Annotated in this window: 11 protein-coding genes; 7 read left to right on the top strand and 4 right to left on the bottom strand. The window is 37.5% G+C overall.

Going from position 1 to position 13596, the window contains the following annotated elements; genetic code table 11:
- Positions 1 to 138: 138 nt before the first annotated feature.
- The 3 genes from licT (at position 139) to PTI45_RS10950 (ending at position 4539) form a co-directional block, all read left to right on the top strand.
- Positions 139 to 981, top strand: coding sequence for a BglG family transcription antiterminator LicT (gene licT / locus PTI45_RS10960; protein ID WP_069327616.1), 843 nt, complete (start codon positions 139 to 141; stop codon positions 979 to 981).
- Between the two features lie 132 nt (positions 982 to 1113).
- Positions 1114 to 3012, top strand: coding sequence for a beta-glucoside-specific PTS transporter subunit IIABC (locus PTI45_RS10955; protein WP_069327615.1), 1899 nt, complete (start codon positions 1114 to 1116; stop codon positions 3010 to 3012).
- Positions 3013 to 3075: 63 nt separating this feature from the next.
- Positions 3076 to 4539: a glycoside hydrolase family 1 protein gene (locus PTI45_RS10950; protein WP_069327614.1), complete on the top strand. Its 1464-nt coding sequence runs from the start codon at positions 3076 to 3078 to the stop codon at positions 4537 to 4539.
- A gap of 168 nt (positions 4540 to 4707) precedes the next feature.
- On the opposite strand, the gene PTI45_RS10945 is transcribed toward PTI45_RS10950, so the two are convergent.
- The 3 genes from PTI45_RS10945 to PTI45_RS10935 all read right to left on the bottom strand — a co-directional run bounded on the left by PTI45_RS10945 (position 4708) and on the right by PTI45_RS10935 (position 5997).
- The gene (locus PTI45_RS10945; protein WP_069327613.1) at positions 4708 to 5169 is read right to left on the bottom strand and encodes a DMT family transporter; all 462 of its coding nucleotides are present in this window, start codon (positions 5167 to 5169) and stop codon (positions 4708 to 4710) included.
- Between the two features lie 12 nt (positions 5170 to 5181).
- The gene (locus PTI45_RS10940) at positions 5182 to 5613 is read right to left on the bottom strand and encodes a DMT family transporter (RefSeq protein WP_083243468.1); all 432 of its coding nucleotides are present in this window, start codon (positions 5611 to 5613) and stop codon (positions 5182 to 5184) included.
- A 69-nt stretch (positions 5614 to 5682) separates the two neighbouring features.
- Positions 5683 to 5997, bottom strand: a complete 315-nt coding sequence (locus PTI45_RS10935) for an ArsR/SmtB family transcription factor (RefSeq protein ID WP_069327612.1) — start codon at positions 5995 to 5997, stop codon at positions 5683 to 5685.
- Positions 5998 to 6209: 212 nt separating this feature from the next.
- Here PTI45_RS10935 and PTI45_RS10930 point away from each other — a divergent pair, with 212 nt between their 5' ends.
- Positions 6210 to 7748 carry an acetate--CoA ligase gene (locus tag PTI45_RS10930; protein WP_069327645.1) on the top strand — a complete coding sequence of 513 codons (1539 nt, stop codon included), beginning with the start codon at positions 6210 to 6212 and terminating at the stop codon, positions 7746 to 7748.
- Between the two features lie 320 nt (positions 7749 to 8068).
- Here the strand turns inward: PTI45_RS10930 and PTI45_RS10925 are convergent, their stop codons facing one another.
- A complete protein-coding gene (locus PTI45_RS10925; protein ID WP_069327611.1) occupies positions 8069 to 8905 on the bottom strand; it encodes a helix-turn-helix transcriptional regulator in 837 nt (278 codons plus the stop codon).
- A gap of 138 nt (positions 8906 to 9043) precedes the next feature.
- Between PTI45_RS10925 and PTI45_RS10920 the strand changes: the two genes are divergently transcribed.
- The 3 genes from PTI45_RS10920 to PTI45_RS10910 all read left to right on the top strand — a co-directional run bounded on the left by PTI45_RS10920 (position 9044) and on the right by PTI45_RS10910 (position 13581).
- The gene (locus PTI45_RS10920; protein ID WP_069327610.1) at positions 9044 to 9784 is read left to right on the top strand and encodes an SDR family oxidoreductase; all 741 of its coding nucleotides are present in this window, start codon (positions 9044 to 9046) and stop codon (positions 9782 to 9784) included.
- 484 nt (positions 9785 to 10268) lie between these two features.
- A complete protein-coding gene (locus PTI45_RS10915) occupies positions 10269 to 12440 on the top strand; it encodes a putative bifunctional diguanylate cyclase/phosphodiesterase (RefSeq protein ID WP_175425168.1) in 2172 nt (723 codons plus the stop codon).
- Between the two features lie 208 nt (positions 12441 to 12648).
- Positions 12649 to 13581: a LysR family transcriptional regulator gene (locus PTI45_RS10910; protein WP_069327608.1), complete on the top strand. Its 933-nt coding sequence runs from the start codon at positions 12649 to 12651 to the stop codon at positions 13579 to 13581.
- Positions 13582 to 13596: the final 15 nt, after the last annotated feature.

Genomic DNA, 13596 nt, shown 5'->3' with positions numbered 1-13596 from the left:
CATGATAACGTAAAGGCAAGGCTTGTTACCGGTAATGCGGGCAAAACCACATGAGGATACAGTTTTGTATTCCTTTTGTTGTTTTGCCCTTTTTCGTGTTTTCATATGAAAGATAGTCGAAGAAGTAGGTGACTGAATATGATCATTAAGCAAATTTTTAACAACAATATTGTGAGTACACTGGATGATAATCATCAAGAATTACTTATCCTCGGCCGGGGTATTGGATTTAATTCTCATGTAGGCGACTCGATCCATGAGAATCAGATTGAGAAGATATTTCGCTTACAAGATGCAACGATTTATGAGAAATTCAAAGCAACTGTGATGCAGGTTCCGATTGAAATTTTGCAAGTGACTGATGATATTGTCAGTCTGGCACGTACACAGTTAAATAAAACGATCAGTGATGGCATTTATGTCTCTTTATCCGATCATATTCATTTTGCAACAGAACGTATTCAGCAAAATATGATTGTTCGTAATCCGCTATCATGGGAAGTACAACACTTCTACAAAGCAGAATACGATGTCGCCAAAGAAGCGTTGACATTGCTCAAAGAACGATTGAATATAGCATTTCCCAAAGAAGAGATTTGCAATATTGCTTTGCATTTTATCAATGCCGAAGTGAACGATTCGATGAATGATGTGACTCACTTGATGCAGTTGCTTCAGGAGATTATGAATATTATTAAGTATCATTTCAATATCGAATATGATGAAGACAGTATTAGTTATTTCCGCTTTATTACGCATCTCAAGTACTTCTGTCAGCGGGTGATTACCCATGCTAGCTATGATGATGCAGAAGAGTATCTGTATGATGTCGTGAAAAAGAATTATCAAGAAAGTTTTAACTGTATTCGCAAAATCAAAACGTTTATTCTGAAAAATTACGGTTATACGATGACCCACTCTGAACAATTGTATCTTACCTTACATGTAGAGCGTTTGGTCAAAAATAAACCGGTACAATAAAATAACCAAGGCTTGTTACTGCTCTGGCAGGCAATACCTGAATGATTAGACCTATCTAGGATACGTCTGTTCGTTCAGGTTTTTTTATTGGCAAAATCACACCAATATAGGGGTATAGGAGAAGATGAGCATATGAGCCATTCACAAACAGCCAAACAAATCGTCGAAGCTGTAGGAGGAACAGACAATATTAATTCGGTGTTTCACTGTATTACACGTCTACGATTCGATCTGAAAGACAACAGTAAAGTCAATTCAAACGCTTTGAAATCAATAGATAAAGTAATGGGCATCAATATATCAGGAGATCAATTTCAAGTGATTGTCGGTAACGATGTTCCTAAAGTATTCGACAGTCTCGTAGAACAGTATCCGGCGTTACAAAATAGTGAGAAAACCACTTCAAAAGAAGACAGTACACCTTCTTCATCCAAAAAGAAAAATGTAATTTCCAGTATTTTTGATGTGATTTCTGGTGTGTTTGCACCGATTTTGCCAGCGATTGCTGGAGCTGGTTTACTTAAAGGATTAATCGCTTTACTGGTATCTCTAGGATGGATGTCCGCAGGTACCGATACGTACCGCATTATTTCAGCGATTGGTGATGGAGTATTTTACTTCTTACCAATACTACTAGCTGTAAGTGCTGCTCGTAAATTTGGAGCAAATCCTTATGTCGCTGTAGCGGTTGGAGCATCATTGTTATATCCAGATATGGGAGCGTTATTGTCGTCTGGTAATGGAGTAAGCTTTATCGGGATTCCTGTTACAGCCGTAAGTTATGCTTCATCAGTTATTCCTATTTTATTATCGATCTGGCTAATGTCTTATGTGGAAAAGTATGTAGATCGGTATATGCCTTCTTCACTTAAATTGCTATTTGTACCGCTGATTACATTATTGGTCGTTGTGCCGATTACTCTTATTTTGATTGGACCTTTAGGTACGTTTATCGGTGATGGATTGTCTGGTGTGATCAACTGGTTGATCGCTAAAGGCGGAATCTTTGCAGGTATACTTATCGGTGGAACAATGTCGTTATTAGTGATGACTGGTATGCATTATGCGCTTGTGCCTGTCATTATCAGTAATTTAGCGAAGTTTGGTGTGGATAAATTTTTGCCGATTACTTATATCGCTAATATGGGACAAGCAGGAGCTACATTCGGTGTGTTTTTCCGGGCAAAAGATAAAAAGTTAAAATCATTAGCATTGTCTACAGGATTAACAGCGCTAATGGGTGTAACTGAACCAGCGATTTATGGTGTCAATATTACGTATAAAAAGCCATTTCTAGCAGGACTGATCGGTAGTGCGGCAGGGGGAGCAATTGCTTTAGGATTTGGAGCGAATGCTTATGTACTGGCGGGTAATGGTGGTATTCCAGGATTGCCTGCTTTGATAGGGCCTACATTCGTGTACTCTTTACTCAGTATGGCAGTCGCTTTTATCGTCGCAGTGATTGTCTCTTACATTCTAGGTATCAAAGAAAACGGAGTGCATCCAGCAGAACAAGAAGTTGTTCCTTCTGCACCCGTAGAATCGGACAGTATCGCTACTTCTACACCTGTTACTTTAGCATCTGAACAGATCATGTCTCCGATGAATGGACAAGCGATTGCGTTGCAAGAAGTGAACGATCCTACATTTGCAGATGAAATGATGGGTAAAGGGATTGCTTTTGTACCTTCTGAAGGTATTTTGGCATCGCCAGTGACAGGCACAGTACTGAATGTATTCAAAACCAAACATGCGATGGTGATACGTAGTGAGCATGGAGCAGAGATCCTTATCCATGTAGGAATCAATACTGTCAAATTGCGCGGAGAGTTCTTTGAAGCTCATGTGAAGACAGGCGATCAAGTAAATACAGGTGATCTATTGCTGACATTTGAATTGGATAAAATCGCTGAACAATATGATATTACGACAGCGATGGTTGTGACGAATACCAATGATTATCAACAGATTGAACCGATTCAAAAAGGCAATATTCAGATCAATCAACCAGTATTACAGCTAAATCTATAATGAATCACGATCTAACATTTCATTCTAAAATGACAAACATTTTAATATAAAGGAGCTACTTATATGACAACAGAACACGTTTTTCCAAAGGATTTTTTGTGGGGCGGAGCGATTGCAGCGAATCAAGCAGAAGGAGCTTTTAACGTTGATGGTAAAGGGCTATCGACAGCGGATATGGTATCGTATACCAAAACGAAAAATTACAGTGATATTGCTTCCTTAATGCATCGTTCTAGTGAGTCGATAGAGAAAGCATTGCAAGATCCATCAGCCAAAGGATATCCGAAGCGTTACGGGATCGACTTTTATCATCATTACAAAGAAGATATTGCATTATTTGCTGAAATGGGCTTTAAAGTATTTCGTTTATCGATTGCATGGACACGTATTTTCCCAAATGGAGATGATGCACAGCCTAATGAGCAAGGGCTACAGCATTATGAAGATTTGTTCAACGAATTACGTAAATACAATATCGAGCCTTTAGTGACTCTTTCTCATTATGAAATGCCGATGAATCTGGTACTCAAATATGGTAGTTGGAAAAATCGCGCAGTAATTGGATTCTTTGAACGTTATGCAGAAACGGTGATGACTCGTTATAAAGATCTGGTGAAATACTGGCTTACGTTTAACGAGATTAATACGACCATTATCGAACCTTTTACAGGAGCAGGAATTATTACTGATCGAGAAGAGAACTCGCAACAAGCAGCGTACCAAGCATTGCATCATCAATTTATAGCCAGTAGTCTGGTAACAAAGCGTGCGAAAGAAATTAATCCTGAATTTCAAATCGGTTGTATGTTAGCACGGATGCTACATTACCCTGCGACTTCCAAGCCAGCCGATATGATACAGTGTCAATTCGATAATCAAATGAATCTGATGTATACAGATGTACAGGTACGAGGAAGCTACCCACCGATTACCAAACGCTTTTTCGCTGAAAACGATATTCAGATTCAGACGGAAGCAGAAGACGAAGCTATTTTGAAAAAATATACGGTAGACTTTATCTCATTTAGTTATTACATGACACTGATTTCTACTGTAACACCAGAAGACTATGGAGTGACCGGTGGGAATCTATTCAGCACTGTCAAAAATCCATATCTAGAAGTAACCGAGTGGGGATGGCAATTAGACCCTGAAGGTTTACGTTATGCGCTCAAAGAAATGTACGATCGTTATCAAGTGCCTTTATTTGTAGTAGAAAATGGTCTTGGCGCATCAGATGTACTTGAAGCAGATGGTACGATTATCGACGATTACCGAATTGAATATTTCAGACAGCATCTAGGGCAATTGAAAGAAGCTATTCAAGATGGAGTAGATGTGATGGGTTACACCAGCTGGGGAGCTATTGATATTATCAGTGCTTCTACCTCTGAAATGTCTAAACGTTATGGATTTATCTATGTTGATCAAGATAATGAAGGACAAGGTACACTGAAGCGTTTTAAAAAGAAAAGTTTTGATTGGTACAAAAAAGTGATTGCTAGTAATGGTGAAGATTTGAGTTGAAAGGTAAGGACAATAAATATCCAAATCATTTCTAAAAAGAAAACCCTAAGTTCTGTGGTATACAGAGCGTAGGGTCTTTTCTATTGAAAGCTATATGCAATCATACAGATTATGCCGTAGAGCAGGCTAATCATATATACGGTCTATTCATGAGTACAAATCAATGACTTATGATGCAGTCGTCTTAGTCGACGTTTTCTCACGGAAAACAAAGAACAAAGCGATAAGCATTAATACTACTCCGATTAGACGCTTAATACCAAAGTGAATCGTTGCACTTTCAAACCATCCAAAATGATCAATAGCCATACTAGCGATTAATTGACCAACAATAACCGAGATAACAGCAGCCGTAACACCGATCTTAGGAACAGCCAACACCATCAATGACAGATAAATGACTCCAAAGATTGCACATAATAACTGCCATTTGGGAACTTCATGGATATTCAAAATATTACCTTGTCCAAAGAAATTGACAATAATCGTTAAGAAAATCGCTCCTGTGAAAAAAGTGAAAAAAGCACTTTCTATCGTTCCGATCTTATTGCCGAGTGTACCATTGATAGCTGATTGAATACCTAATCCGATACCTGCTAGTAAAGGAAGAATTAACATCACTATATTCATAAAGTTGACCTCCTATAAGACTAAGAAAAACGACACAGTAAGCAAAACAACAGCTACCAATCGATTGACATTAAATTTGATTTTGGGAGAACCAAGCAGTCCAAAGTGCTCAATAATAATACTGATCACAATCTGTCCAATAATAACGGCTGTGATCGATATGCCTACACCGATTAACGTTACACTAATAACGAGTAGAGCAAGATATACAACACCTAGCAGACCACCAAGAAGATTCCATTTCGGTACTGTAAAGATAGCACCCAAGTTACCTTTACCAAAAAATAAAGTCACTAGAAAAGTAGCCATAGCTCCGATAATAAAAATGTAATACGTACTTTCTAATTCACCTACGTGTTCACCTAGCGCACCGCCGATCGCAGCTTCGATACTTAGAGACATACCAGCGATAATTGCCGCTAGATAAATCAGTACTTTACGCACATTATTCACTCCTTTTATATAAATATCTCGAATAATCGATATACATTCAAAAAAAGAAACTAGCTTTGTTCAAATGTCTTCATCTAAGAACTTAGCTATTTTCTTAATTGTGTCTTCATTACGACGATAATAAGTCCACTGCCCATAACGCACTGCTTCTAGAAGACCTGCCTTTTGCATAATAGATAAATAATGTGAAACTGTTGACTGAGATAAATTCACCTTATCATGAATATCGCCTACACATACGCCACCTTTGATACTGACCTCCTTAGGCAAGTGTGCTTGTTGTTGGGGAAAGTTCTTCTCAGGTTCTTTCAACCATTTCAATATATTTAGACGTGTCTCATTAGAAAGAGCTTTAAAGATATCGATTTCTGTCATAAAAGCTATTATATCGAATAATACCGATATGTCAAATTGGATCTTTTCTGTTAGTATAGATAGAATTATGACTTTTGATATTAGAACCTGGTCTTAAGACGTGATATACTATTCAGAAGTGGGAACACTTATATTATGGTTGAATAAAGGAGATTACTCATTTGGATTATCAAAAATGGATTGCACCCGAACAATATAACCTGACGTCAGAAATGGAACGTCATGATGCTAATAAGATTGCTTTGAAATGGTTAAATGAGCATGATGATTATGCTGAGATCACTTATGGTGATTTGTTGAAAAAGGCAAATCGTTTGGCAAATGGATTAGTTAAGTTAGGGTTGGAAAAAGGAGATCGTGTATTGGTCATGGTACCAAGACAGATTATTGCTTATGTCATTTATCTGGCTTGTCTAAAAAGCGGATTAGTGATTATCCCTTCTTCAGAGATGCTACGCGCTAAAGACTTAGCGTATCGTCTGGATCATTCTCAAGCCAAAGCAGTGATTGCATGGTCTGATGTGATGAATGAAGTCGACAAAATTGAAGACGAGTTACCTTCTTGGAAGCATCGTATTGCTGTATCTAATGAAGAGATTGCCTTGTCAGATCAATGGGTTGGACTGGATGAACTGATGAATGGACAATCTGAAGAATTTACAGCTACAGATACTCGCCGTGATGATATGGCGATTCTAGCGTATACTTCAGGCACAACAGGTAATCCTAAAGGCGTAGTGCATACTCATGGTTGGGCATATGCTCACCTTCGTATTACTTCACCATGGCTTGATATTCGTGATACCGATAGTGTATGGGCAACAGCGGCACCGGGCTGGCAGAAGTGGATCTGGAGTCCTTTCTTATCGGTTCTAGGTAATGGAGCGACTGGATTTGTCTATAATGGAACATTTCATCCCAAACGTTACTTGCACTTGCTTCATGATTACAATATCCAAGTGCTTTGCTGTACACCGACAGAGTATCGGATTATGGCCAAAATCGAAGGGTTACATGAACATAAATTACCTAACTTGCGTAGTGCTGTTTCTGCGGGCGAACCGCTTAACCAAGAAGTCATTCATACCTTTAAGCGACATTTCGATATCACGATTCGTGATGGTTATGGACAGACTGAAAGTACCTTGTTGATCGGGAACTTGATCGATACCGAAATTCGCTTAGGTTCTATGGGTAAATCGATGTCACCAGGATTAGTAGAAGTAGTAGACGAAGAAGGTGTACCTGTAAAAGCTGGACAAGTAGGAGATATCGCTGTACGAATGGATATGCCTGCCTTGTTCCAGACGTATTACCTTAATCCAGAACGTAAACAGGTCAACGTTCATGGCGATTATTTTGTAACTGGCGATCGTGCTTGGAAAGACGAAGACGGATATTTCTGGTTTGAAGGTCGTGGCGACGATATTATTATCAGTTCCGGTTATACGATAGGGCCTTTTGAAGTAGAAGAAGCTTTGATGAAGCACAAAGCAGTGAAAGAATGTGCAGCAGTCGCCAGTCCTGATGAAGTTCGTGGTCATGTAGTTAAAGCATTTATCGTGCTACAAGATGGAGTCGAAGAGACGCATGAATTAATCAAAGAGCTACAAACTCACGTCAAAGAGTGGACAGCCCCTTATAAATATCCACGTAAAATCGAATTTGTGAGCGATCTACCGAAAACCAGTTCTGGCAAAATTCGCAGAATTGAACTAAGAGAACAAGAAAAGAAGAATAATAGCATGTAATTGCTAGAAAATAGAATAATTAAATGATAAACCACTGAAAATAGCTCATATTTAGCTATTTTCAGTGGTTTTTTGTTTTTGTTAGAAAAAGGGAGCAATTCTAATAGATAATCATTTTTTTCGATCACCAACGATATGCCAACGACTATAAATATAATTTCAACATATGAAAAATTCATAATAGTAAAACCAAATTTACTCGCATCATACGCAAAATCAAGAAAAATTCGACGCTCAACCAGAAAAAATGAATAACACATCTCTATAATAGATACAAATACAAAATAATACGGCTATTACTGAATAAAAGTAGTGTTTAACTACTTCTGATTCAGTAATAGCGCTAATTTTTGAGCTGTATCGTATTCGGGTAACGCTATATTTACTAAAATTTGTACATCTGGAACATCTATAGATTGAAATGAAATATGTTCAAATGCTAATTCTTTGACTACAGGATGATGTATCAGTTTACGTCCTTCAGGAGCATCCAAAACCTCATGCAATTCCCATAATTGTTGAAATTCTATACTGTGCTGTTGAAGATCAAGAATAAAATCAGCATACCAATTATCTTCGATAAAACGGGCATAGTGTGCACGAAGCTGAGCAACAAGGCGAAGAGCATGATCTTTCCACTGAGATCCTTTTAAAGCCAAAAATGCAGGAGACATAAAAGTTTGCCATAATAAATTACGTTCTCGTGTATTGAAATGATCATAATCGCCATACACAACTGAGAAGGCTCTATTCCAGGCTACGATATTTAACTTCGCATCTATAGCACAAGCAGGAGCATGACCTAATTGATCTAGAAAACGTTGCAACGTATCACTCACTTGCAAAGGAGGGCGTTCAGTCTCCGGTGGTAATTGACGATGAGCTAACAAAAAGAGATGCTTACGTTCAGAATCATCTAATTGAAGAACACGAGCAATACTTTCTAAGACTTGATTAGAAACTTGAATATCTCTTCCTTGCTCAAGATAGGTATACCAATCGATACTTACTCCAGCCAGCATAGCTACTTCAGCACGACGTAACCCAGAGGTACGTCTACGTCCATTTTCAGGTAATCCTACATGTGCAGGCAATATCCGAGCACGACGATTTTTGAGAAAAGCTCCTAATTCCAATTGACGATCTAATTCTAGCATAGTAACCTCCTATAAATTATTTTATACATATATTCAATATGAATAGACTAGGATAAAAAATCCTAGTATAAATGCTCATCTATTTAACAGAGTTCTCCTATTATACACTAGGTTCAAGAATGAGGGAGGATGATAAAAATGAATATGATTTCAAAAAAAGTTGTACTGATTACAGGAGCTAGTAGTGGCATTGGAGAAGCCACTGCACGGGTATTATCTGAAGCAGGAGCTTATGTAGTATTAGGAGCACGACGTACAGATCGCTTAGAACATGTCGTCGAAGAAATCAGAGCAGCAGGAGGACAGGCAGAGTATTATACTCTTGATGTAACACAATTAGAGCAGATGAAAGCATTCGTCGATTTTGCCAAGCAAAAATTCGGAAAAGTTGATGTATTCATCAATAATGCTGGGGTCATGCCCTTGTCTCCATTGAATAGTTATAAAGTAGAAGAATGGAATCGAATGATTGACGTCAATATTCGTGGAGTGTTACATGGAATTGCAGCCGGTTTACCAGTTATGAAACAACAAAAATCAGGTCATTTTATAAATATAGCTTCTATAGGGGCTTACGAAGTGAGTCCAACCGCCTCAGTATATTGTGCGACTAAATTTGCAGTACGTGCAATAACAGAAGGATTGCGTCAAGAATCAAGGGGAGATATTCAAGTGACACTAATTTCTCCAGGGGTTACTGAATCTGAATTGGCTGATAGCATATCGGATGAACAAGCTCGTATAACGATGATCGAATATCGCCGTATCTCCATACCAGCTCATGCTATTGCTAACGCTATTTTGTATGCAATACAGCAACCAAAAGAAGTAGATGTTAATGAGATTATAGTAAGACCAACAGGCACACATACATCATAAATCAGTGCACCATATTATTTGGAAATAGGATCAAAGCTACCTTTAAATTAGAGGTAGTTTTTTTCTTTGGATACTCATAAATAAATGAATAATATAATACATATGAATACTTTTATGGTATAAAAAGGATTAAAAGATATAAATATGATCGAAGTATGTCGAAAATTGCCTCTAACCCTAATCTTTTTGTCTATATTGTTCGATATTTAAGATATAACGTTATAGTAACGTTAGGTTGGAGGATACGATTATGTTTATTTTTTTGATCAGTTTAGTGAGCTTGTTTTTACCCTTTTTATTTCTTACGACTTTAGCGATAAACGTAATTTTGAGAAACCCCAAACATTCTTTGCATCGACTAACGATGCTGGTTATGTTTACATTGGGATTAATTTTTTTAAGTGATTTTTTAATGCATACTTTAGAGTTTCAATATGGACAAATGATTTTTTCATTTTTAGGCTATAATCTATCTTTTTTAGCAATGACTTTACTGATTTACTTTTTTGCTAATTTGAGTCGTTTGCTTATTCCTAAATATATTGTTCATTTACTAGCTTGTATTCCACTTATAGGTATTCCTTTGCTAAATGGATATCCTTACTTATTTAATATTTCTATTACACAAAGTGAATACTGGCGCGTCGAAGAACGTACGTTGTCATTTGATCTGATGTTTATTATTATTGCTCTTTATAGCTTGACTACTCTTATTACATTTGTAGTCCTTAGTTACCGCAAGATGAATGGATCACTATTGTATCAACGTGAGAAACGTATGATGGCAACGATCATTCGAGGAAGTATTGTGGCAGCCATATGGTTAGTGGTTACTTTTGTGTATACTTCTTTCTGTGGCGAGATCAGTTTTTTTCCTATCGCAAGTTTGCCCGCATACGCAGGGATGATTCTCGCTATTACCCTTCATATTGCAATGCACAAATATAACTTTCTGGCAGCAGCTGAACGCCGGTATAAGCTTTTATTTACATTATCGAGTAGCGGTATTGCTTTGATGAATCGAGATGGTATCGCAGTCGAAGCTAATCCTGCATTTCGCTTATTAACAGCGGTATCTGAATCTCAAGGTGAAATTGATATTTTGGCAATGATCCAGCATGAAGATAAAGATAATTATCGAGATCGTTTAAAAAAAGCATTTGAAAATCGTACGATATTACAGAATTCTCAAGTCCAGATCCGCAATTTGACGGGAATGTCTTACATTGTCGAAGTGAATAATGACTTTTTGGAGATTGATGGTGAACTGTATTGTTATCTATTAGTACGTGATATTACAGCTCAACAGCTAAATGAAGCTCAACTAATCGAACTAGCTTACAATGATCCACTTACAGGACTAGCTAATCGCTTTCAATTTAACCGTAAATTATGGATGGCTGTAGATAATATCAATCAGCAGAGTAATAAAGTGGTTGTTATGCAAATTGATCTGGATCATTTCAAATGGATCAATGATACGATGGGACATTCAGCTGGAGATATTTTGTTAAGACATGTGGCTCAGTTGTTACAACAATATGTTCCTGCTCATGCTGTTGTCGCTCGTATGGGTGGAGATGAATTTTCGATTATGATTGAACTGGCTCCTGATGAAGGTGAAGAGATTGCTATTGGGATAGCCAATCAGATTCTTCATGCTTTTGAAGAGCAAGTGGTCATTGTAGGAAAATATTATAGAGTTTCTTGTAGTATCGGGATATGTATTTCTCCGGATGATGGCGAAGATTCAGAAACATTACTACGTCATGCAGACACAGCTATGTATGTCGCCAAACGCTCAGGTCGAAATCAATATCACTTATTTACCAAACAATTGAAACGATTAGCTGAAAAACATTTATTGCTACAACAAGGATTAGAGAACGCTCTTCATCGTGGAGAATTTTCGCTTGTATATCAACCTCAAGTGAATAGCCATACTCAACAAGTATTTGGCGTAGAAGCTTTATTGCGGTGGAGTTCACCTGATCTAGGGATTGTGTCACCAGTAGATTTTATTCCGATAGCCGAACAAAATGGAGCGATCCGGCAAATTGGAGAATGGGTGATGAAAGAAGCTGCTCAGCAAGCGGCATTATGGATCAAAGAAGGACATACTGATCTGCAAATGTCGGTCAATGTATCCGCTAGTCAACTAAGTGATCCTAACTTTGCCAAAAAAGTAGAATGTATTCTCAAAGAAACCGGGTTGCCAGCTCATCTACTGTGTCTCGAATTTACAGAAAGCGAAGCCATTCGTGAAGAAGATCAAATTCTAAAAGTATGTAAATCGCTTGTCGATATGGGCATTGCTTTAGCTGTTGATGATTTCGGGACAGGATATTCCTCAATGAGAACTATTACACGCTTTCCTTTTCAATTTATCAAAATCGATCGTTCATTGATCCATGATATTGGTACCAATCCACGTAATGTTGCTGTTGTCCGTTCAGTCATAGAATTGGCTCAACAGTTAAATATGAATGTGATAGCAGAAGGAGCAGAAGTTGAAGAGCAAGTAGAACTGTTATCTCAATTAGGATGTTTTCAAATTCAAGGCTACTATTATGGTAAGCCGATGAGAGCAAAAGATATCGAGCGAAAGCTATATCGTGATCTAGAAGAAAATACTCGGATTAATCAGGCGTTATAAATTACATCAGAATAAAATAGATAAGCAGTTCTTCGATCATTAAGGAGAACTGCTTTTTGTTTTGTCATACAGTGGATCAATAGAGAAATAACAAAAGCTTTTGATTTTTTACAGTTGAACATATATGCTACGATTAGATGTAAATACAGGATCAGACTAGAAGTACTCTATCATAAATATTGAAAAGGATGGAAAAGGAGGAATACGGTTGACATTGCAGCAGCTCCGGTATGCTATCGAAATCGCTAACTGCGGTTCAATGAATGAAGCAGCCAAACGTCTTTTTATCTCTCAACCGAGCCTTTCCAATGCGATTAAAGAACTTGAAAATGAGTTAGGTATTATTATCTTTGATCGTACCAATCGAGGAATCAGTATTTCTATCGATGGAATGGAATTTCTGGGTTATGCACGTCAGATTATAGAACAGACTGAATTAATCGAGAATCGCTATCATGGTAAAAATCGCACACAAATTCATTTCTCTGTATCCACACAACATTATGCTTTTGTTGTAGACGCTTTTGTTAAACTCATGAAGCAAAGTGATGTCAGCGAATATAGCTTTCATTTAAGAGAAACACAGACATATCCGATTATTGAGGATGTTCGTTCTCTGCGAAGTGATATTGGAATTTTGTATATCAATGAACGTAATTTCAAAGTGATGAACAAACTATTTAGTGACGGAAATCTCAAATTCACCCCGTTGTTTAATACAAGTCCTCATATTCTGATTCGCAGTACACATCCCTTGGCGCAGAAAGAAACCGTGAAAATAGATGACTTGTTAGGTTTTCCATATATTACGTTTGAACAAGGGGTTAACAATTCATTACACTTTTCAGAAGAAATGCTTAGTATTCGGAGCAATGAGAAAAGTATTAAAGTGAGCGATCGAGCTACATTATCTAATCTATTAATGGGCACAGATGGGTATACTGTAGGAACAGGTATTTTAGTATCCGAACTTAATGGAAATCAGTTAATCTCTGTTCCTGTCGAAACCAATGAAACGGTAACGATTGGTTGGATTGCTCATAAAGATCGACAACCTAGTGATATTACCGCTCAATATATCGAACTACTGAATGATATGATCTCTCAGAACTTACTTGATCTGAATCAATTCTTATTATGATTACACTTATACAGG

The organism is Paenibacillus nuruki (assembly GCF_001721045.1).
Taxonomy (GTDB): domain Bacteria; phylum Bacillota; class Bacilli; order Paenibacillales; family Paenibacillaceae; genus Saccharibacillus; species Saccharibacillus nuruki.
This window is presented reverse-complemented; position numbering and strand designations above follow the sequence as displayed.

What these genes read in the sequence shown, in the direction of transcription:
- licT (WP_069327616.1), top strand. Translation starts at nt 139, where the DNA reads ATGATCATTAAGCAAATTTTTAACAACAATATTGTGAGTACACTGGAT.
- PTI45_RS10955 (WP_069327615.1), top strand. Translation starts at nt 1,114, where the DNA reads ATGAGCCATTCACAAACAGCCAAACAAATCGTCGAAGCTGTAGGAGGA.
- PTI45_RS10950 (WP_069327614.1), top strand. Translation starts at nt 3,076, where the DNA reads ATGACAACAGAACACGTTTTTCCAAAGGATTTTTTGTGGGGCGGAGCG.
- PTI45_RS10945 (WP_069327613.1), bottom strand. Translation starts at nt 5,169, where the DNA reads ATGAATATAGTGATGTTAATTCTTCCTTTACTAGCAGGTATCGGATTA.
- PTI45_RS10935 (WP_069327612.1), bottom strand. Translation starts at nt 5,997, where the DNA reads ATGACAGAAATCGATATCTTTAAAGCTCTTTCTAATGAGACACGTCTA.
- PTI45_RS10930 (WP_069327645.1), top strand. Translation starts at nt 6,210, where the DNA reads ATGGAACGTCATGATGCTAATAAGATTGCTTTGAAATGGTTAAATGAG.
- PTI45_RS10925 (WP_069327611.1), bottom strand. Translation starts at nt 8,905, where the DNA reads ATGCTAGAATTAGATCGTCAATTGGAATTAGGAGCTTTTCTCAAAAAT.
- PTI45_RS10920 (WP_069327610.1), top strand. Translation starts at nt 9,044, where the DNA reads ATGAATATGATTTCAAAAAAAGTTGTACTGATTACAGGAGCTAGTAGT.
- PTI45_RS10915 (WP_175425168.1), top strand. Translation starts at nt 10,269, where the DNA reads ATGACTTTACTGATTTACTTTTTTGCTAATTTGAGTCGTTTGCTTATT.